Here is a 23,550-nt window from a genome sequence, read left to right as displayed (position 1 = left end):
CAAAAAATGTCAAATTGTACACTTCAAATAATTTGCAATTAGTGTATTTTCTTTATTTATAAAAGAAACATTATTAATACAACAATGAAAAGTATAAAAAAATAAGTTATCTCATAATACATAATAAATTTCTTATGTATTATTAAGATAACCAATTAATCTATAGTTGGAATTTTGAAGCTTCTTGGTTTAATTCTACTGCTAATTCTGCTAGACTTTCACTAGTACTTGCAATTTGTTGTAAGGATGCAGATTGCTCTTGAGTTGAAGCTGCTGCTTCTTCTGTACTGGCTGCATTTTCTTCAGCAATTGCTGATAGATTCTGAATAACATCCAATATATACTCTTTTTTCTTCTGTAATTCTATACCTATACCATTTAATCTTTCTATGCTATCATCTGTGCTACTTATAGCATCAACAATTTGCTTGTACTTACCTTCTGTCACATCTACACTATTTATTTGGTGATTAACCATAGTATATACTTCTTCCATTCGTTTAACTGCCTGACCTGCATTATTGATTAATTCATTTACTACTAAATCAATTTCTTTAGTTGATTTAGTTGATTGTTCAGCCAAAGTTCTAATTTCATCTGCTACAACTGCAAATCCTTTGCCTGCTTCACCTGCTCTTGCAGCTTCTATAGCTGCATTAAGCGCTAATAGATTGGTCTGTTCTGCAATAGATGCTATCATGGTACTAGCTTTTGATATCTTTTTAGAACTTTCATTAGTTTTTTTGATTACATCAAAGATTTCTTTTGTTGCTTCCTTGCTAAGATCAGTGTTTTCTTTCAATTCATTAATTTCAATAAGTCCTTCATCGGCAAGCTTTATTACTTTATCTGAATTAGTACTTACTTCCTCCATACATTCATGTTCTTTTTCTATAAGATCACCTAATTCATAAACTGTCTCAGAACCTTTTTCAGTATCTTTTGCTTGATCTGTAGCTCCTCTGGCAATCTCACTTATAGTAGTAGCAACTTCCTCGGCTGCTTGTGCTGATTGCTGAGTTGTCAAGCTCATACTAGATGATGATTCTGTTATACTATTTACCGTCTCAGTTATTTTCTTAATCAAGCTAACAAAATTATTCTGCATAACAGATATTGAATTGAAAATAAATCCAATCTCATCTTTTCTCTTTTTATGCTTGAGTGTTTTGATATCATTGTTTTCTCTTAAGTCAAATTGAGCCATGATATTTATATCTTTAGATAGGGCTATAAGAGGCTTAGTAATGTATACTCCTACTAAATATATTAAGAATAGTGCTATTAATAATATTATTCCTGATATTATTAACGTACTACTTCTTAACCCGTCTAATTCTGATAAAACTTCGTCCAAAGGAGCTGTTATTCCAATAGACCAGTTAGTATTATTAATTGGTGAATATCCAATCATATGCTCCGACCCATCATATGTATATGAACCACTACCCTGTTCTTTTGCAATCATTTTCTCTAGTAGTTCTTTCATTTTTTTAGATTTCTTATCATTTGCTACATCTTCCAATAAATTAACATTATTAACTCTATTAACGTCTTTATCTGCAACAATCATACCTTTATCGTTTACCACATATGCATAACCAGTTTCTCCAACTGTTATATCCTTTATAACATCACTGAAAGAAATTGCTTCTTTTATTGCTACTAGAACTCCTGTTATATCTCCATTAGATTTTATAGGTGTAGCATACACAACAATCAGTGAGCCATCCTCAGTACTAACCAACAGATCTGATATGGTAGATTGTCCATTCATTGCTCTTTGAAAATATTCTCTATGACTTAGATTATATCTTTTATTACCTGTAGAAACAGCCTGTCCATGAGTATCAATTAAATCCATCAGCTGATATCCATTTCTGATAATTTCTTCTCGTAAAGCATCTAGCTTATCTTCAGTGGTATTATCTTTATCTGTTATTCTCGTTCTACCAGCAATGACTTCTAATTTACCTAACTCTTTATTAATTCTTTCTTCTATTAATTGTGATGATTTCTCAGCAATAATTATTAGATTATGTTCTACAGAACCTATCAATGCCTCCTTACTAAAATTATAAGACATTAACCCTAGTCCACTACATGAAATTACAATGATTACGCACAAAATCAAAATCAATTTTGACTTGATACTCTTCATAATAAATCAGCCCCTTTCTAGTAAATACAATAATATTACACTTTTTTGTAAAAATTGTCAATGATTTCTATTTCATTAATCAATATATATTAATTATATAATTTAGTTGATAAAGCTTATTACTATTTATAATTATTATTAGTAATTGATTTTTTTTAATATATATATATAATAATACTAAGTAGTTTATTTATTAAATTTATATTTTGATAAAATAATGTAAGGAGGGTAATAATGTCAAAGATAAATTGGAAGCCTGGTAATATGATATATCCGTTACCAGCTGTATTAGTCACATGTGGGAATTGTAAAGATAATTACAATATAATTACTATCGCATGGACAGGAACAATCTGTACTAACCCACCAATGACATATATCTCTGTTCGTCCAAGTAGACATTCATATAATATAATTAAAGAATCAAAAGAATTTGTCATTAATTTAAGTTGTGAAAAATTAGTTAGAGCTGTTGATTACTGTGGAGTTAAATCAGGTAAAAATATTGATAAATTCAAAGAAATGAAGCTGACTATTGAAAAAGGTAGAGAAGTTGAAGCTCCTTTAATAGCAGAAAGTCCAGTAAACATTGAGTGTAAGGTCAAAGAAATAATAAAACTTGGTTCTCATGATATGTTTATGGCTGAGGTGGTTGCAGTTAATGCAGATGAAAAATATCTAGACAATAATAACAAATTCCATCTTGATAAATCTAATCCAATATGTTATTCACATGGTACTTATTTTGGACTAGGTAAAAAATTAGGTACTTTTGGATATTCTGTAGCCAAGAAATCCACTAAAAACAAAAAACTCAAAAAAACTATTGGTTAATCAACTTATCTTAAAAATACATTCTAAAGTAATAGGGACAGTTCTTCTGAAGAACTGTCCCTATTACTTGTATATTTAATGTTTATATGTTTAGCAATTTTAATAAGAAATTATCTTTGTACTCTACCTGAAGCATCACCATTTATAAGTGTTTCTACTTCATTCACAGTTACTAAGTTAAAATCTCCCTTTATAGTGTGTTTTAGTGCAGAAGCACCAACAGCAAATTCAAGAGCATATTTGAAGTCATCATTGCTTGATAGCAAACCATAAATAAGTCCACCAGCGAATGAGTCTCCTCCACCTACTCTATCAACTATTCTTATATCATATTTTTTGGAACGGTAGAATTCATTACCATCATATATAAGAGCTGACCATCCATTATCTGATGCTGAATAGCTTTCTCTTAATGTCGTAACAACATATTTGAAACCGAATTCTTCTTTCATTTGTTTAAATATTGTTTTGTATCCATCAAGTTCAAGATTTCCTGAAGTAACGTCTGTATCACCAGGCTTGAATCCTAATACCTTCTCTGCATCTTCTTCATTACCAATACATACATCAACATATTGCATTAGATTAGTCATTACTTCTTTTGCTTCTTCTGGTGTCCATAATTTCTTTCTATAATTAAGGTCTACACTAACTGTAACTCCATGCTTTTTAGCAGCTACTAATGCTTTTTCAGTAAGAACTGCTGCTTTTTTACTTATTGCAGGTGTAATTCCTGAAAAATGAAACCAATGTGCATTCTTAAATATTTCATCAAAATCAAAATCTTCAATATCAGCTTCAGCTATTGCAGAATTAGCACGGTCATAAACTACTTTTGAAGGTCTCATTGAAGCACCTGTCTCTAAGTAGTATATACCTACTCTATCTCCACCTCTAGCAATATAGTCAGTATTAACTCCAAATCTTCTTAAGTGATTAACAGCACTTTGTCCAATTGGATTCTCTGGTAGTTTAGTTACAAAATGAGCATCAAAACCATAATTAGCAAGCGAAACAGCTACATTAGCTTCTCCACCACCATATACTACATCAAAAGACTCGGCTTGTGTAAATCTTTCATACCCTTTAGTTGAGAGTCTAAGCATAATTTCTCCCATAGTAACTACTTTTTTACTCATCTATATCCAATCCTTTCTTATAATCTAATTATTTAATTAAAAGAGCTATTTATTCAAGTTTTTTCTAGCTTCTTTTACAGCATTAACAAATTTCTTAGCAGTTTCAGTTACAAGTTCATAATTACCTGTTTTAGCTCCTTTAGTAAGAACGCTTCCTGTTCCTACAGCTACAGCACCAGCTTCAATCCATTCATGAACATTATCAAGACTTACACCACCTGTTGGCATGTAATTTCCTTGTGGCATAGGACCTTTGAACGCTTTTATAATAGAAGGACCGAATGCATTTCCCGGGAAAACTTTTAAGATTTCTACACCTGATTCAAGAGCAGTTAGAGCCTCAGCAGGTGTCATGATACCAGGCATAACAGGTACTCTATAACGATTACATAATTTTACAGTTTCTGGATTAAAACTTGAACTTACGATATATTCTGCTCCTGCAAGAATACAAGCTCTTGCAGTTTCTGGATCTAGAACTGTTCCTGCTCCAATGATAACATCTTCATCTTTGTATAAATCAGTTAATTCTTTTATAATATCAACTGCACCTGGTACTGTCATAGTAATTTCAAGTGCCTTGATTCCACCAGCTTTTACTGCTTCAATAATTTTCATACCATCTTCTTTTGATTCTGCACGGATAACTGCAACTACACCGCTATCTACTATTTTTTTAATTGTTTCCATTCTTTTCATGTGAATGCTCATTCCTCTCTTATAATGTATTATATAATATCGTCTTTAATAACGTATTAAACTAATCTCTATAATTCTATATCAAAATATTCTTTTGCATTGTTAAAACTAATATTCTTAACTATCTTACCAAGTAAATTCATATCGTATGGAAACTCACCATCTTCAACCCACTTACCAATCAAATTACATAGAATCCTTCTAAAATATTCATGTCTTGTATATGATAAGAAACTTCTTGAATCCGTTAGCATACCAACGAAATTACTTAGTAATCCTATATTAGCTAGATCAATCATTTGTTTAATCATTCCATCTTTATGGTCATTGAACCACCAACCTGCACCAAATTGTATTTTACCTCTTGCATCTGAGTTTTGAAAACATCCTATAAGAGTTCCTAAAACATAGTTATCAGAAGGATTAAGATTATATAAAATAGTTTTTGGTAATTCATCAGTTTCATTCAATGCATTAAGGATTCCTGCTAACCCTTTAGCAATACTATAATCACCAACTGCATCAAATCCTGTATCTGGTCCTAATATCTTCATCATTCTCAAATTATTATTTCTTATACAACCCATATGCAATTGCATAGCCCAATTATACTTATTATATAATCTTCCGAAAAACACAAGCATGTAATCTTGATATTTTATTGTTTCTTCTTCATCAATATTACTATTAGATAACTTCTTACGTAATATATCATTAACCTCATCTTTACTAACTTTTATATATTTAACTCCTTCAAGACCATGATCAGCTACTCTACAACCAGCATTCTGGAAAAATAGAACTCTTTCTTCCATAGCTTTTAATAAAATATCAATATCATTAATGGGATAACCAACTACTTTTTCCAGTTCGCTAATCCAAGGTAAGAAGGTATCTTTATTAATATTGACACACTTATCAGGTCTAAAAGCTGGCAATACTTTTACATTAAAATCCTCATCATCTTGTATTATTTTATGATAATGCAAGTCATCTATTGGATCATCAGTAGTGCATATAACTTTTACATTGGACTTTTTAATCAAACATTTTGCTCCAAAACCATCTTCTCTTAACTTTTTATTACATACATTCCATATCTCTTCAGCTGTATCTAGACTCAACTGTGTAGTTATATTAAAATATCTACAAAGCTCTAGATGTGTCCAATGATAAAGAGGATTACCAATACAATATGAAATCGTTTCTGCCCATTTAAAAAATTTTTCTTTAGGGGAAGCATGACCTGTTATGTACTTTTCTTCTATACCATGACTTCTCATAGCTCTCCACTTATAATGATCTCCACCTAGCCATAGTTCTGTAATATCCTTATATCGTTTATCTTCTGCAATTTCCTTTGGACTTAAGTGGCAATGATAATCATAAATAGGCATATCAGCTGCATATTCATGATATAATTTCTTCCCAACTTCATTATTAAGCATAAAATCATCACATAAAAACTTTTTCAAGACATCACCTCCTACACAATGTACACGTGTGCAATATTATAAAAATACTATGCCTCATTTTATTAATTTAATTGATGTACTGACTGTCTTATTTTTAATTTACAGTCAACTTTTGTATGGTAGAACTCTTTATTATTATTATCAAGCATATTAAATAAAATTTCTGTACCGCTATATGCAATTTTTGATATTTCTCTTCTTACTGTTGTAAGTTCAGGTGTAATATACTTACACATCTCAATATCATCAAATCCCACAACAGATATATCTTCTGGTACTCTTAGTCCTTTTTCTATTATTGCTTTTATAGCACCAAATGCCATTTCATCATTGGAACAAAACATAGCTGTAGGTAATTTAGTGTTATTATCCAATATCTTATTCATTCCTTTGTAACCACTGATTACGTCAAACTTACCACTTGCTATCAATTTCTTATTAACTATAAGGGACGCTTCATTCATAGCTAATTTGTATCCCTCTAATCTTTCACTACTATTCAAGAATCCTTCTTTACCTTTGATTAAACCAATCCTTTTATGACCTAGATTCGTTAAGTATTTTACTGCTTGGTATGCACCATCTCTATCTTCAGAATAAACACATGTTGTTCCTTCTATGTTTATTTTTCTATTAAGAACTACTACAGGTATATTTAATGCACCTATGTATTTTATAAATTCATCATCTTGTTTTTTTTGACTAACAACTAAAATTCCATCGTAATGCTTACTATTTACAATACTATAATCTTCACCTAGATCGTCTATTGCTTTTACAACTAAGTTATAATTTCTTTCCTTCATTAATCTATTTACACCTTTTATTGAACTATAGAAGAAAGATGGACTTGTACCTTCAAGGGCTGATAGAAATACTCCAATATTATATGACTTATCAAGTTTAAGACTTTTTGCGCTATAATTAGGAATATAATTATTGTCTTTAGCAATTTTCTTGATTCTGGCCTTAGTCTTATCACTTATCAATGGACTATTATTAAGAGCTCTTGAAACTGTAGCATGAGAAACACCTGCTAACTTAGCTATATCTTTAATAGTAATACTCATTACAATCTTCCTTTCAAAAACATTTTATCACATTATGTACACGTGTGCAACTTTTTTCTTTTAAAATTTAATTTAGTTTACTTATAATTTAGTACATTTACCAAGAATAAAGAAAAAAAACTATTATCAGATATATTTTTCTATAGTTATTATAGAAAAAACATCATAATAACAGCTCTTTATGATTAGTAATATATTAAGTATATCATTACACTATATCACTATTAGCACATTTCTTGTTTTCATATGTTCTGTTTATTTCTTTAGATGAATAAGTACTACCACTAGGTTCATATTGTTTATAGATTAAATAAACATCAATTCTTCCAGTATTTTCAAACAAATTCCATAATATATTCTTAAACATTTTTATTACCCCCTAAAAATATATTTTATTATACCTATAGGTTTACCTGTTAAGAATTTTATATACTGCTCAAATATTCCCATGAACAAACTGATTTTTTACCCTTGACAAAATTCGTCTATCATTCAACATCCCATAAAAACTGGGATTTTTCTTCCTATCTTTCTAGTGCTTTAGTCCTACTTAATGTATTTTTTTATAATCCAAAAGTTTTAATCCATATCCTTTTTATTAAATCCATAATTTTTGAGTAAGAAATCACTATCTCTCCAATTTTTCTTAATTTTTACCCATATTTTCAAGTTAACTTTTGAACCTAGAAGATTTTCTATGTCTATTCTTGCCCTAGTTCCTATTTTCTTAAGCATTGTACCTTGTTTACCAATTATAATGCCTTTATGAGAATCTCTTTCACATATAATTGTCGCATCAATATCCACAATGTCTTTATTAGACCTATCTTTCATCCTATCAATAACAACAGCTATTCCGTGAGGTATTTCCTGTTGTAATAGATGAAGTGCTTTTTCTCTGATTAACTCAGCAACAATCTGACGCTCTGGTTGGTCAGTTATCATATCACCATCAAAAAATTGAGGACCTTCTTCTAGATATTGAAACAATATTTTGGTGATATCTTCAGTGTTTTCACCTTTCAATGCGGAAATAGGAATGATTTCAGCAAAATCATAAGCATCCTTATAAGCAGCTATTACTTGTAAAATCTCATCTTTTGATATTTTATCTATTTTATTGATTACTAGGATAACTGGTGTTTTGACTCTTTGCAGCTGCTCAATAATATATTCATCACCTTTACCAACTTTCATATCAGGTTCTACCAGCCATAAGACAACGTCAACTTCTCTAAAAGTATCAAGGGCTGTCTTATTCATGAATTCACCTAATTTATGCTTTGGTTTATGAATACCTGGTGTATCTATAAAAATGATTTGACCTTCCTCAGTTGTAATAAATGTCCGAATCTTATTTCTTGTTGTCTGAGGTTTGTCGGACATAATAGCAATTTTTTGCCCTATTATTTGATTCATCAATGTAGATTTTCCTACATTAGGTCTACCTATAATTGTAACAAATCCTGATTTAAAATTATTCAAAATCTTCCTCCTGTTAGTAAAATGCTTAACGGTCAACAAGTGACCGTCAGCATTAGTATAATATAATTTTTAATTAATTGAATAAATGAACTAATTCATTAAATATTTCTTTGTTTTTCTCTAACTTATTCTCATTACCCACTACACAGATATTATCTTGTTTCAATACTGATTTGACTAAATCAGCTGTCTCTCTAATATCTTCTTTGGTAGTACTTAGAACTTCTTTTCTTTCATTTAATATATCTTCATAAGAGACATTACTAATATATGAACCAATAGCTCTATCTCCTTTTAAAGCTGGTGTCAATGGTCTATCAAGGTTACTAATTGTACCAATAATGTACTTAGTCATTTCTCTATCATCTGTATCAAACGTAGAGATAAATCCATCTATCTTATCATAAGTATCTAGAGTCTTTTTAAGATTAGGATCTCTGTATGATGTGAAATATACATTACCATTTCTTGAAAATGCATTCATACATCCATAAGCTCCACCTTTAACTCTTACATTATTCCATAAATAATCTAAACTAGTTATAGTTTGTAAAACCTTAAGAGTTCCAGTATAACGATATCCTTTTTTAATGAAATTTCCTGCTTTTGCTACATATTGGATTTTGTCTGATGTCAATAATCCTTCATTTGTCTTATTTAAGTCGAATTTCACATCATTCAACTCCAATAATGAATCATCCAATTTATCGATAAAATGTTTAGCCTCCCCATTAAATAATCCATAAGCATCTTTCTCTGAAGTCATGCTTATAACTAAATTCTCTGGTTTAAACATATAATTGATAGTTTTTTTTATGTTACTTATTATTTCCTCTGACATTTGTTCAAAGTCACTTTCTAGTTTATCCAAGAAACGATAGAATGATATTCCACTTGTTAATTCTTTGTATAATGCAGTATTAGCAAAATAACTTTCAGCTCTTGTAGCAGCAGCTATGTGTCCACTACTTGTTAACATCATTTGTATTCGTGATTTCGCTTCTGATATTACTTGTAATAATCTGTTTTTATCCGAGAGATCAGTATTAAACATGATTTCACCAAATAACTCAAATAACTGTGGAATCTTTTCATAAAAGCATTTTCCGTACACTTCAAATTTTGGTAAGAATACATCTGGTTCATTATTCTGTCCATATATATTAATATTGAAAGAAATACCACCAGTATTTATATTAATGACATTAGATAATTCACCGTAACTATAATTTTCTGTATCCATATTTGCTAATACTTTTGTTATCAGACCTATATAAGGAATAAGATCCTCTGGTATCTTTTTAGTATCAAACAACAATTTGATATAAGCTATATTATTAGTGAATGCAGGATGCAATAATACCTTGATATTTTCTATTTCCCCTTCTTCTAACAAAAGATGTTCAGGTTCTTTACTAATATCATCCAAGCTTAATAAAGGTATCTTTAATAGTGTTTCCTTGGCTTCTGGTTCACTCTGATATTCTTCAAGATGAATAGTATCTTTTACTAACTTATTAAGTTCATCATTTGATAACGAATCTTTATAAGCCTTAAGTTTATCTTCTAACTCTTTTTCTCGTTTAGCTAATATACCTTTTTTAGGTTCTACTATAAGTAGACTTCCGTGAGTATTGTTCAACAGATTTTCTTTAATCAATTTTTCGTAGAAATCAGTCTTAACTCCTTCTTTTAATGCTTCAAAAGTTTCATCATATGATAAATGCATAAAAGGATCATTATCGTATAACCAGCTGTCCATACACATCATAGCATAGATAATCCCTTTTGGATATCTTCCATAATCAGCTTCTCTTACTTTGAATTCAAAATAATTTATTGCTGCTTCTATTGTTCTTTTATCAATACCTTTTTCAACTATTTCCTGTAAGGTATTTCTTATAATTGAAATGAACTCTTCTTTTTTACTTGTATCTGAATTCTTAGCAACTATACTTAATGTTGGCTGTAACAAAGTATTGTCATATGAACCAAATACATCTTTTCCTATGGAAGCATCAATCAACGCTTTCTTAAGTGGTGCTCCTGGTGCTTCTAGGAGTACATATTCAAGTATCTCGAATGACCTATAATCTATTTTGTTAGTTGCATTACCGACAACAACATTATAACTAAGATAAGTCTTACCTTCTTCACTCTCATTAGAAGAAATTGGATAGTATTCAACCTTCTCAATAAACTCACTGAAAGGTTTTTGCAAATTGATACTAGAATCTATGTCTATACTATCAAACTCTTTCAAATAATTGTCATCTAACCATTCTAACATCTTATCAACATCACTATCTCCATATAAATATAGATAACTATTAGATGGATGATAATATTTCTTGTGAAAATCCAAGAATTGTTCATTAGTAAGCTCTGGTATATAATCTGGGTCTCCACCAGATTCATAAGAATATGGAGTATCTGGTAATAGGGATTGCTGAATCTTTCTGAACAACACTTGTTCTGGAGAAGAAAAAGCTCCCTTCATCTCATTGTAGACTACACCTTTTATAGTGATATCCTCTTCCACATTAGCTAAATCATAATGCCAGCCCTCTTGTCTTAGAATCTCAGTTCTATCATAGATATTAGGATAAAAAACTGCATCCATATAGACATCCACAAGATTAAGGAAATCTTTGTCATTAAGGCTTGCTACAGGATACATAGTCTTATCTGAAAATGTCATAGCATTAAGAAATGTGTTCAAAGAACCTTTAACCAATTCAACAAAAGGATCCTTCAAAGGGAATTTCCTTGATCCACATAGAACTGAATGTTCTAGTATATGAGGTAATCCTGTATCATCAACAGGTGGAGTTCTAAAATTCACAGAAAATACTTTATTGTTGTCATCATTATTTATGGATACAAGTCTTGCACCACTTTTCTCATGATGAAACAATCTTCCAACAGAACCTATTTCTCTTATATTTTGTTCATCAATTAATTTGAAACCATGGTATAACTTACCTACTTCAAAAACCACTTAGTAACATCTCCTTATCAAAAAAATTATTGCAACTTATTTATTATTCATTCCAATCACAACTATCAGTAATAAGTGAAGCCAACTTATTTAAGTATTCACTATCAGTAACATCAAATCTATTAGTAATAGGACTATCAATATCCAGAACACCTATAAGCTTATTATCTACTACTATTGGAATTACTATCTCTGAATTAGTGTCGCCGTCACAAGGAATATGTCCCTCGAATTCGTGTACATCAGGTACTATTTGAGTCTCTCTCAATTTCCCAGCAGTACCACAAACACCTTTTCCAATTTTTATTCTTATACAAGCAGTTTTTCCTTGAAAAGGCCCAAGAACTAGTTCATCATTTTTATACAAATAAAATCCTACCCAATTTATTTTCTCCATTGTATAAAATAATAATGCAGATATATTAGCCAAATTTGCAATTTTGTCTCTTTCTTCATACATAAGTCCTTTTGCGTTACAAATTATATTATCGTAAAATTCCTTTTTTGTATTAAATGAAAAATCATCAATCTGAAACATTCCACTAATCCTTTCCTTATTTTGCCTTAATACTAATAATATATACTTTCTAACGCTATATTACAAGCTTTTTTCCTAATTTTGCTAACATCTTTCATCTAATGTAATTATCATTTTCTATTGTATTGGCATATTATCTTTTTACAATAGAATACTATATTTTTTTCATTATCAATTATTGTAACAATAAACATTTCTAGCATGGATGCAGAAAATCGTATATGTCCTCCCCTATCATCTAACCTGTGATATGCCTTTTAGAATATATTCTGGACATATACCTCAAAATGATGCACTCATAGGAATTCCAGTACAAATAATATGGCTAGTAATATAAACACTTTTTCTGACTTATACTAACCATATACTACTTTATAATGTTAAAAAAGCATTTAAGAAAACTCCCCCTCTTAAATGCTTTTAGTTTAATTATCTAATATTAATGTCTAAAATGTCTCATTCCAGTAAACACCATAGCAATACCATATTTATCACAAGCTTCTATAGATAACTTATCCCTTATTGAACCACCTGGTTGTATAATACAAGTAATTCCCGCTTTTGCCGCTTCTTCAACACAGTCTGGGAATGGAAAGAAAGCATCTGATGCAAGACTTGCACCTTTTAATAAATCTGCTCCAAGATGCTCTGCAGCGTGTCTTATAGCCTGTTTACATGCCCATATACGATTAACCTGTCCAGGTCCAACACCAAGAGACATCTTATCTTTTCCTATAGCTATACCATTAGATTTTGCAAACTTAACAACTTTCCAAGCGAATTTCAAGTCTTCCATTTGTTCTTTTGATGGCTTAGCTTTTGTTACAACTTCAAGATCATTAGGTAATAATTTATTATCTATTGTTTGAATAAGTAATCCACCACTTACTTTCTTAAGGTCGTATGCTGTATCAGGTTGTTTTTGTAATATATTCTCTAGTGTAAGTACTCTAATATTCTTTTTCTGAGTAAGTACTTCAATCGCTTCTTCACTGTAACTTGGCGCAACTACAATCTCAACAAATATCTTATTAATTTCCTCGGCTGTATTTTTATCAATTTCTCTATTGGCTACAATAATACCACCAAATATTGAAACAGGGTCAGCTTTGTAGGCTTTTATATATGCATCACAGATATTGTCTGCACTACCTACTCCACATGGATTAGCATGTTTACAAGCAACAACTGTAGGCTCATCATATTCTTTTAATAGTTCTAGAGCTCCATTTGTATCGTTGATATTGTTAAAGGATAACGCTTTGCCATGTATTTGCTTAGCGTTAGTAAGACATCCTTTTGTATTACCTATTTCTCTATAAAAAGCAGCTTTTTGATGTGGATTCTCACCATATCTCATATCTTGCACTTTCTCGAATGTCATACTAATTGTTTCTGGGAAATCATTAGCATTTCTTTGCTTTCTCATATAATTAGCTATTAAAGTGTCATAGTGTGATGTATGCTCAAACACCTTAGAACACAAATAAAATTTTGTCTCATATGATACTTCACCTTTCTCTTCAACTTCTTTTAATACTGTATCATAATCATCTGGGTCTACTACTACAGCAACATCTTGAAAATTCTTAGCTGCTGAACGAAGCATTGTTGGACCACCTATATCAATATTTTCAATAGCTTCTTCTCTAGTTACTCCATCTTTTAAGATAGTTTGTTTAAAAGGATAAAGATTAACTACCACTAAATCTATAGGAGTAACATTTAATTCTTCTAATTGTTTCATATGTTCTTTGTTACTTCTCATTGCAAGCAATCCAGCATGAATACTCGGATGAAGTGTCTTAACTCTTCCATCTAGGCACTCTGGAAATCCTGTAATATCTGAAATACCAATTACTTTTACACCATTCTCAATAAGTTTCTTAGCAGTTCCACCAGTTGATATAATCTCAACTCCAAGCTCTACTAACTTCTTAGCAAATTCTACAATACCTGCTTTATCTGAAACACTGATTAACGCTCTTTTCATATTTCTAATCTCCTTTTTATTATTATATTTTGTGGAAAACAAGTTTTAATATTTACCATGAAAAGTTCTATTAATAACTTCTTTCTGTTGTTCTCTACTTAATCTATTAAAATTAACTGCATACCCTGATACCCTAATAGTTAAGGTAGGATATTTTTCTGGATGTTCCATAGCATCTATCAACTTTTCTCTATCTAATACGTTAACATTAATATGATGCCCATTTTGATAGAAATAACCATCTAAAATGCCAACAAGATTTTTTACTTGTTCATACTCACTCTTACCTAATGTCTTAGGTTGAATAGAGAAAGTACATGATATCCCGTCTAAGCAACTATCATAAGGAATCTTTGCCACTGAGTTAAGTGATGCTAATGCTCCTTTGTGGTCACGATTATGCATAGGATTAGCTCCTGGTGCAAAAGGCTGTCCCTGCTTTCGACCATCAGGTGTAGAACCTGTTTTCTTACCATAGACAACATTAGATGTTATGGTTAGGATAGATAATGAAGGGGTCGAGTTCCTATAAGTCTTATGTTTCCTTAATTCATTAATAAAACCAGTTGTTAAATCACTTGCAATTCTATCCACTCTGCCATCATCATTACCGTATTTTGGATAGTCACCTATGATGTTAAAATCTATAATCAATCCATCTTCATTCCGTATTGGAATTACTTTTGCATATTTAATAGCACTAAAGGAATCTGCCATTACTGAAAGTCCTGCCATACCAAAAGCCATAGTACGTTCGACCTCAGTATCGTGAAGAGCCATTTGAAGCTTTTCATAAGCGTATTTATCGTGCATATAATGTATTACATTCATAGTATTAACATACAACTTACATAACCATTGTTGGTATTTCTTGAAGCGTTCAATTGCTTCTTCATAATCAAGAATTTCTCCTTCTAATGGTTTCAGTTTTGGTCCTACCTGAATGCCTTTTATTTCATCTTTACCTCCATTTAATGCCATCAATAATACTTTTGGCATATTACATCTTGCTCCAAAGAACTGCATTTGTTTTCCTATTTTCATAGCTGATACACAACATGCTATACCATAGTCATCTCCATATAGAGAACGCATCAAATCATCATTTTCATATTGTATAGAATCTGTATCAATTGATACTTTTGCACAGAATTTCTTGAAATCAGCTGGTAATTCTTTTGCCCATAAAATTGTTATATTAGGTTCTGGTGCTGAACCTAAAGTGTATAAGGTGTTAATGAATCTATACGAGCTCTTAGTAACTAATGTTCTTCCATCTTCACCCATACCACCGATTGCTTCTGTAATCCACATTGGGTCCCCTGCAAAAAGTTCATTATATTCAGGAGTCCTAAGTTGTCTTGCCATACGCAATTTTAATACTAGATCATCAATTAATTCTTGTGCTCTAGCTTCTGTAATTAGTCCATTCCTTATATCTCGTTCTATATAAATATCTATAAATGTGCTGACACGTCCCAAAGACATAGCTGCACCATTTTGTTCTTTTATAGCTCCAAGGTATGCATAATATATCCATTGTATTGCTTCTCTTGCATTTTCAGCTGGAAGCGAGATATCATCTCCATATAATTTTGCCATTTCTTTTAGCTTATCCAAAAAATCTATTTGTCTATATAGTTCTTCAAGCAACTTGATATTTTCATCTGACATTATTTCATTACTATATTTTTTCTTATCTAACTGTTTCTCCTGTATTAGGTAATCTATACCATAGAGAGCAACTCTACGATAGTCTCCTATTATTCTACCTCTGCCATATGCATCAGGTAACCCTGTAATAACACCTGTCTTTCTTACTAATTTCATTTCATCTGAGTAAACACGATAAACACCGTCATTATGGGTTGTTCTATATTTGAATTCTTCCTCGACTTTTTCGTCAACTTCATATCCATATGCCTGACAAGCATTTCTAGTCATACGAATTCCGCCAAAAGGATTGATTGATCTTTTCAATGGTTTGTTAGTTTGTAAACCTTTTATGATTTCTTTATCTTTATCAATATAACCAGGTTCAAAAGTCAACAAGGATGATACTGTTCTTGTATCAATATCAAGAACGCCTTTGTCTAATTCTTTATTTTTCAATTCCTTAAAATACTCATTAAGTTCATTAGTTCTCTTAGTAGGTCCTACTAAAAAACTATTATTGCCCTCATAAGGACTATAATTTTTTTGAATAAAATCTCTTACATTAATTTCTTGCTTCCATATACCCTCTTTAAAATTATGCCATTGTTTCATTTTATCTAATCCTTTCTATTTATTAGTAAGACATGAAAGCAATTACTCCACATCTTCCATAGAATATTTCCAATAAGATAATAAAAGACCGCCTGAGCACATAGACTTCTTAACGGTCTATTGCCCAGGCGGTCGGCATAATTATAACTCTGTACTCCCTGTGGGTACTCCCACTTCCGCCAGTCATACAGAAGTAATATTTAATTTATAATAATATGTATTTCAATATGAATAATATTGATAGTATATACATGATAGGATGAACTTTTTTACCCTTCTTCACACAAAAGTTAATTACTACATATGAAACTACTCCAAACACAATACCTTCAGAAATACTATATGTCAAAGGCATAACAAGAATTGTTAAGAAAGCTGGAATAGATTCTGTTAAATCACTGAAATCTACTTTAGCAATAGATTCCATCATATAGAATCCAACAATTATTAATGCTGGTGCTGTTGCAAATGCTGGAACTGTAAGTAAAACAGGTGAGAAGAATAATGCAAGTGCAAAAAATACTGCAGTTGTTAAAGATGTTAATCCAGTTCTTCCGCCAGCAGCTACTCCTGAAGCACTTTCAACATATGTTGTTGTTGTTGAAGTACCAAGACATGCTCCTGCTACTGTAGCAACTGAGTCTGCAAATAATGCATGTTTTATTTTAGGTAATTTACCATCTTTATCAAGATATCCTGCTTTACTAGAAACACCTATTAAAGTTCCTAAAGTATCGAATAAATCGACAAATAGGAAAGAGAAAACAACAATCCAGAAGTTCGCCAAAGCTACTGCACTAAAATCAAATTTAAATGCTATTGGAGCTATGCTAGGAGGTGCTGAGAAAATACTTGTTGGAATTACACTAAACTGTGGTTGAAATACCCCTAGTCCCTCAGTTATCATTCCTAGTACCCAAGTAATCAAAATACCAAGTAATATTGATCCTCTGACCTTTAATACAACTAATGTTGCAGTAACTAATACACCGATGATAGCAAGTAACACTGTTCCTGAAGTCATATCACCAAGTGAAACCAATGTTGCTGGGTCCGCAACTACTATACCTGCATTTTGTAATCCAATAAAAGCGATAAACAAACCGATACCTGCACTAACTGCATATTTAAGGTTCATTGGTATTGCGTTAAATAGTGCTTCTCGAACATTAACAAATGTTAAAATTATAAAAATAATACCTTCAACAAATACTGCTGTTAGAGCTACCTGCCAACTGTATCCCATTTTAAGAACAACAGTAAAAGCAAAAAATCCGTTAAGTCCCATACCTGGAGCAAGTGCAAATGGATAATTAGCTACTAAAGCCATTATCAAAGTACCAATAATTGCAGCTAATGCAGTTGCAGTGAATATTGCACCTTTATCCATTCCAGTAGGTATGAATCCATCAGCTGTTTGTAATCCAGATAGTATATTTGGATTAACAATTAATATGTATGCCATTGTCATGAAAGTAGTAATACCAGCAAATATTTCAGTTTTTACATTGGTATTGTTTTGTTTAAGTTTAAAGAATTTTTCCATCTTTAACCCTCCATCCGATATTCTATTACAAGTATTATTTTATCAGAGAAAATTTTCCATGTCAATATAAAACCGAATGTTTTATGCTATTTCAGGATAAATATTCGGGTTTTTTGTGGCTTAGAAACCTATTTTCTTACAATATGTCTATATTGGTGGAATTTAGAGGGATAATAAATGTATGTAATTGTATATGAAATAATAATTGAAATACAGAATATATAAAGCTTGTTGAAATTATCATATTTATTAATATACGTTTTATCATTTATTTTTTACCATTCATCATTACTTTTAATTTCTGACATTGAAAAACACCTCCATGAACGGATTATATCATGGAGGTCATGGTAGTAAATGTGTGGTGTATTTTACGCTTACTTAATATCAATAACCCTCTAAATTACGAAACATAGTCAAAGGCAGTCACGAGGTTATTTCCACCTCATAAAAACCCAGTGTTTACAAGGGTTATAGCGATTCTGTTTACTACTCCCACTCTAGTATATTAGAATATTATAGTTTGATAGTTGCTTATTTTATAGGATTTTATTATTTTTATTGCACATATTTTAAATTGTAAAATGAACTTTTAACAATTATTAGAATCAAAATAGAATCACTAGTCAGCCAAAGACTATTAACTCCTATATTCAAAAAATATCTTATCACGACGACGTTTTTTTCCTATATTGTTATTATCATATAATATTTCTGATGTAACAAGGTATTTAAAACTATAATTACATTGATTTGATTTCCTCGGTTGAAGTACTTCCCTCATTTTATCATTTTCTACAGACAAAAGCCCTATTCCTTTATTTCTTAACTTATCTAAATCAACGTTTTGTATCTTATCACTAGGCAATGCTAAATATGAATAATCAGAAAAGCATAAATACCTTTGAGCTTGTATAAAACCATTCTTCCAATCTTTTAATTTCGCTTCAATACTTATAACAGTCCCAAGTTTTGTGTTAAAAATATTCTTTGAAGTTCGAATAACACATTCTTTAATTTTTACTAAACTCATTTCAGCTAAATAAGAAATGTATTTTTTAACTTTTACCATACCAAGATTAAAGTATTTACATATCTGTTCATATGTGGTAGGTTGTTTTTCCTGGATATACCTTAACATTTCCATCATATTATAATCATCTAATCTTTTAATTCTTGAATTTGCTCCTAAGTTAAATGTTATATCTGGAATGCCTATCCCCATTCTTACTTCATTTTTATATTTGATCCCATATTTTTCTAGATAATTATTCATTCCTAGGACCATATCCGATTCTAACACGCTTATTAAAGCCACCTTTCCTTCAGCTTAGTTATTACTTCTAACCAATTTTTCAAATATTTACTGTCCTCATCTTTAAATATTGGTCTTAATTCCTTGTAATAACCTATAGCCTTCTTAATTCTATCTTCTATATAACTCACTCTATCTTCTAACTTCTCAAATGATCTTAGTTCATCTATATCTTTATTTCTACAGTATAAAAAATGTTTCCTGGTTAACTTTTCATTAGTAAAAGAACTTGGACTAACACCGTTACAATATGGGCAATCACACTTTATATGTTCCCCCACACTAGATTTTAACATATTTATTATTTTAGCTGGGTTTTTCCTTAAAATAGCTATACTCCTTAATAATTCTGGAACATAATATCTAACATACATATTGTATGGGTCTGAAACCTCTTTATATAAATCTTCATAAAAAGATTCAAATCTTGATGTTCCTGCTTCAAAACCATATAGTCCAAATGCCAGTAAAACCAGTCCAAATTCTCCTACTCTACCCGCAATAACTGGTTTGTTAGTAGCTTTTTGTAATTCTAAAAGTGTTAAAGCATAATTATATAGTTGTGAAATATTTGAATTGAAATCAATACAGTCAACATATACCCAGTAACAGTCACATTCAAGGCTTGATAAAACATTTAAGAAATATTCTCTCTCAGTTTTAGTAGTTAATACTTCTGCTTTGATACAAAATCCACCAATCAATTTACCCTGATAATTAATTTTATTAAGATAGTCTTTAGTTTCTCCAACCAACTTAGAATCCATACTGAACCAATTCTCTGATGTGTCCATTTTTATCTTAACAAGGTTTGAATTATTACTCACATGAAAAGGTGCCACAATGGCATTTGGATTGTGTTTTATTTGTTCATCAACTACCTTTTGAACATAGATTTTTTTTGATTCATAAGATTTCAAATCTTCTAGTTCAAGTCTGCTTAAATCTCTAGGAGCATATTCTAATTCTATTAACCCTTTTACTTCTGAATAACTATCATATGCTAAACGCATTGTAGCCGGATCTATGAAGTAAAATATATCCTCATTCTTCAATATTTTCAAAAGGTTTTTCTGCCGATTTTGATGATTTATTGGAAACACTGCATTTTCTATACTGTAATCATCTTGATAAAACTCTTGAAGTACAGTTTTTTCATTCCATAGTCTCACAAAAAAAGACGGACTAAATGTAACAGTTTCATGAGTATCTGTTTTTTCTGATGTTAATAAATACTTCTTAATTTCTGCAATTGAATTAGGTCTCTTGTAATTCAATTTTTCTAGTAATGTTGATAATAAATTATCTATTCTATTTTCAATTGTTGGCTCATAATATCTAATAGAATAAGGCGGTTCTTTTTGTATTTTATAATAAAGTTCTTCTCTTGAAGTAATTTCACCATATGGATTTTTCCCTGATACCATTTCAAAAAGAATAACACCTAATGCATAATAATCTGAACGGTAATCTATATTTTTACTATCTGTTATTTGTTCTGGCGACATATATAAAGGGCTCCCTATTATTGCCCCAGTACTTGTGATTGATGTAAAGTCTATCAATTTAGATAAACCAAAATCAAGTATTTTAACACTATTATTTTTTAACAAATAAATATTAGCTGGTTTTAAATCCCTATGAACAATATTCGATTTATGAATTGCGTCAATCCCCTCAACTATTTGTTCAAAAATAGCAATAGCTTTGTTAAAAGTAAATTTACCATTATTCTTTAAAACATTAGCTATGTCATCGCCTTCTACGTAATCCATGACAACGTATATATATTCCCAACCATTTTCTACATATTTTCCATCATCTACATATCTAACTACGTAAGGAGAATCAACGATCTTTAGCGCTTCAATTTCTCTAGTTATTCTATTATCTTCCCCGTTCAAATATTCATCATATATATATTCCATTGAAAAAATTTTAATTGCATATATTTGTTCATCTTTCTTACACTTATATACTGTACCAAAAGAGCCTTTACCTTTAAATTCAATTATTGTATACCCATTAATAGTCCTTCCTAACACATTTCATACCCCCATTTTACTATATTATAATCTCATCATTTAACACGAATTAATATATTCTACTATATTATAACATAATTTATTAAATAATGGATAATATTACATTGTATATTATTATCAATTTATTTATCTACATAAGAATTATACAATGGCTAAATTATACATCTATCGGATGCCATAATTAACAAAATAGTATATAGTACTCCTTTTTTAGGGGCGCCGAAACTGCCGAATAGAATAGTTATTGATGAATAGCTAACATATTCAATCACTTACCCCCAAATGGGAGCGACCTCATATTTGCCATTTTAAACCATTTTATTTCTTCCCCTTAGTTTTTATATCACTTTTCTAGTACAAGCTGTAGATGATACCAAATTTTAATCCTTAGAGGCGTTGCTAGAGCCAAGTCCATTTGGGATTGGGATGTTAAACATATATTTTCAGATGTCGGCTTACCCGACATTACAGATCATAAAATTATGGGAGTTTTATAAATTGGTTGCATTGATGCAACCCGATATTATCAGTATGGTAAAATAATATTTAATTGTAATATGCTACAAATCCCATAATATAGGAATTGTGATACTATTTTTTAAGCTTACCCTCTTTTAGAGGGTAACATTGTCTTCATCAATTTAGGTTTTCTTTTTTTAACAAAATTAACTCCATTAACAAAGTAGATAATATCTACCTGGTTAAATCATTTCTGATGGCTAAACTATATTGTAACATTAATTTCACTTTTTTAAAGACAAATTTTTACATTAGACCGTTTTGTAGTTAAGCTTGTCAGATATTATAGGAGAACCTAATTTAGGATTATAAATGATTAGTTAATCTATTAAAATACCCCTTAGCTAACAAAGTCAATAATATTGACCTGGCCAATTCATTAAAATGATTAAAACCACCATCCTTCAATATAGTTCTTTTTTAGGGTGTCCGATATGTCCGAATACTTTTTGATAGAACCTTTTTTAGGGTGTCACTTATGTCACCATACTTTTGATAATGTTCTTTTTTAGGGACTCGCAAATCTTGCAATACTTTCCCTTTTTTAGGGACTGCAGAATCTGCAGATACTTCTTCTTCCACTGATATGAAATAATAGAAACCATTAGATCTAATTACTATTTTCTATGTCAACAATTGTCAACATTTAATCTTAGTATTTCTTAGTATTCTTGCACCCTTTCTCTGCACCCCCTTTTTTATTTTTGTGTGCACTATAGGGTGCATTCGTTTGGTTTTACAGTATTATATTTCTAATCAATACTTAGTTTTTATTAGGTTTATTATTAATGCAACGTTGCATTAAGCGTTGCATTAAGCGTTGCATTAAACGTTGCAATTGAATAGTAACGTTCCTTAAAGCGTTCCAAATAACGTTCCGAAAAAACCTTAGCATTTCTTAGCATGTGCGTTGCATTAAACTGTTGTTTTTGTGGTAGCTCAATTCATATATATCATTGTTATTATACTAGCATTTACTAGCATTTTTACTCCATCATTCTCCATCAATCTATACCCATTTGATAAAGCTGATTCTTAAAATCAGGCTCTTTTCACGAAGGAATTTTATTAATTTTTTGTTTGGAGTACTCCGTATTCTTTCGGAGTACTCCGTTCCATTTATTTTATAAAAAATCTTTACAGTTGGTTAATGAGTACAACATTAGTACAACATAAAAGTACAACATTAAATTTATGAATATTCCTTTTTTAGGGTCTCGGATTTCTAGGTATACTTTTACCTTATTTAGGGTGTCGGAAATGTCGGGATACTTTAACAAGCATAAAAGAAAAAGAGCCACAATAGGCTCTCTCATACACCTTAAATATTATACTCTATTTTTGTGTCTTTGTTTGTTCCTGGTAATAAATAGCCTTCACTTTATTATCAAGGACAAATGCATCATAATTAATTCTACCTTCTACCAATGAACCACTAATACCAGGTGCATCTTGATGTATT

At 30.6% G+C, this 23,550-nt stretch carries 15 protein-coding genes and 1 riboswitch; of the genes, 1 reads left to right on the top strand and 14 read right to left on the bottom strand.

Annotated elements, in window-relative coordinates:
• Positions 1–160: 160 nt before the first annotated feature.
• The gene (locus N4A55_RS05875) at positions 161–2,161 is read right to left on the bottom strand and encodes a methyl-accepting chemotaxis protein (RefSeq protein ID WP_293754597.1); all 2,001 of its coding nucleotides are present in this window, start codon (positions 2,159–2,161) and stop codon (positions 161–163) included.
• A gap of 234 nt (positions 2,162–2,395) precedes the next feature.
• On the opposite strand from N4A55_RS05875, the gene N4A55_RS05870 reads away from it, so the two are divergent.
• Positions 2,396–2,995, top strand: a complete 600-nt coding sequence (locus N4A55_RS05870; RefSeq protein WP_293754595.1) for a flavin reductase family protein — start codon at positions 2,396–2,398, stop codon at positions 2,993–2,995.
• 110 nt (positions 2,996–3,105) lie between these two features.
• Here N4A55_RS05870 and N4A55_RS05865 read toward each other — a convergent pair whose 3' ends face one another.
• The 13 genes from N4A55_RS05865 to N4A55_RS05805 all read right to left on the bottom strand — a co-directional run bounded on the left by N4A55_RS05865 (position 3,106) and on the right by N4A55_RS05805 (position 21,569).
• Positions 3,106–4,134: a sugar kinase gene (locus tag N4A55_RS05865; RefSeq protein ID WP_293754593.1), complete on the bottom strand. Its 1,029-nt coding sequence runs from the start codon at positions 4,132–4,134 to the stop codon at positions 3,106–3,108.
• Between the two features lie 45 nt (positions 4,135–4,179).
• Complete coding sequence (locus N4A55_RS05860; protein ID WP_293754592.1) at positions 4,180–4,833, bottom strand: bifunctional 4-hydroxy-2-oxoglutarate aldolase/2-dehydro-3-deoxy-phosphogluconate aldolase; 654 nt, start codon at positions 4,831–4,833, stop codon at positions 4,180–4,182.
• Positions 4,834–4,901: 68 nt separating this feature from the next.
• Positions 4,902–6,308: a glucuronate isomerase gene (gene uxaC / locus N4A55_RS05855; RefSeq protein ID WP_293754591.1), complete on the bottom strand. Its 1,407-nt coding sequence runs from the start codon at positions 6,306–6,308 to the stop codon at positions 4,902–4,904.
• Positions 6,309–6,370: 62 nt separating this feature from the next.
• Positions 6,371–7,378 carry a LacI family DNA-binding transcriptional regulator gene (locus N4A55_RS05850; RefSeq protein ID WP_293754589.1) on the bottom strand — a complete coding sequence of 336 codons (1,008 nt, stop codon included), beginning with the start codon at positions 7,376–7,378 and terminating at the stop codon, positions 6,371–6,373.
• 208 nt (positions 7,379–7,586) lie between these two features.
• A complete protein-coding gene (locus N4A55_RS05845) occupies positions 7,587–7,745 on the bottom strand; it encodes a YqzL family protein (RefSeq protein ID WP_293754587.1) in 159 nt (52 codons plus the stop codon).
• 212 nt (positions 7,746–7,957) lie between these two features.
• Positions 7,958–8,866, bottom strand: a complete 909-nt coding sequence (gene era, locus N4A55_RS05840) for a GTPase Era (protein WP_293754627.1) — start codon at positions 8,864–8,866, stop codon at positions 7,958–7,960.
• A 70-nt stretch (positions 8,867–8,936) separates the two neighbouring features.
• Complete coding sequence (locus N4A55_RS05835) at positions 8,937–11,864, bottom strand: insulinase family protein (RefSeq protein ID WP_293754585.1); 2,928 nt, start codon at positions 11,862–11,864, stop codon at positions 8,937–8,939.
• A gap of 43 nt (positions 11,865–11,907) precedes the next feature.
• Positions 11,908–12,402: a GAF domain-containing protein gene (locus N4A55_RS05830; RefSeq protein WP_293754584.1), complete on the bottom strand. Its 495-nt coding sequence runs from the start codon at positions 12,400–12,402 to the stop codon at positions 11,908–11,910.
• 439 nt (positions 12,403–12,841) lie between these two features.
• Entirely contained in the window at positions 12,842–14,395 is a 1,554-nt protein-coding gene (gene purH, locus N4A55_RS05825) for a bifunctional phosphoribosylaminoimidazolecarboxamide formyltransferase/IMP cyclohydrolase (protein WP_293754583.1), read from the bottom strand.
• A 45-nt stretch (positions 14,396–14,440) separates the two neighbouring features.
• The gene (gene pflB, locus N4A55_RS05820; protein WP_293754582.1) at positions 14,441–16,663 is read right to left on the bottom strand and encodes a formate C-acetyltransferase; all 2,223 of its coding nucleotides are present in this window, start codon (positions 16,661–16,663) and stop codon (positions 14,441–14,443) included.
• 115 nt (positions 16,664–16,778) lie between these two features.
• Positions 16,779–16,860, bottom strand: a riboswitch (ZMP/ZTP riboswitch).
• Positions 16,861–16,868: 8 nt separating this feature from the next.
• Positions 16,869–18,209 carry an NCS2 family permease gene (locus tag N4A55_RS05815; protein ID WP_293754581.1) on the bottom strand — a complete coding sequence of 447 codons (1,341 nt, stop codon included), beginning with the start codon at positions 18,207–18,209 and terminating at the stop codon, positions 16,869–16,871.
• 640 nt (positions 18,210–18,849) lie between these two features.
• On the bottom strand, positions 18,850–19,512 hold the full coding sequence (locus N4A55_RS05810) for a hypothetical protein (protein ID WP_293754580.1): 663 nt from the start codon (positions 19,510–19,512) through the stop codon (positions 18,850–18,852).
• A 5-nt stretch (positions 19,513–19,517) separates the two neighbouring features.
• Positions 19,518–21,569, bottom strand: coding sequence for a serine/threonine-protein kinase (locus N4A55_RS05805; protein ID WP_293754578.1), 2,052 nt, complete (start codon positions 21,567–21,569; stop codon positions 19,518–19,520).
• Positions 21,570–23,550 lie beyond the last annotated feature (1,981 nt).

The organism is Vallitalea sp. (assembly GCF_025211055.1).
In the GTDB taxonomy this organism is placed as follows: Bacteria; Bacillota; Clostridia; order Lachnospirales; family Vallitaleaceae; genus Vallitalea.
Note: the sequence above shows the minus strand (reverse complement) of the source record. Positions and strands in the feature narration are given on the sequence as shown.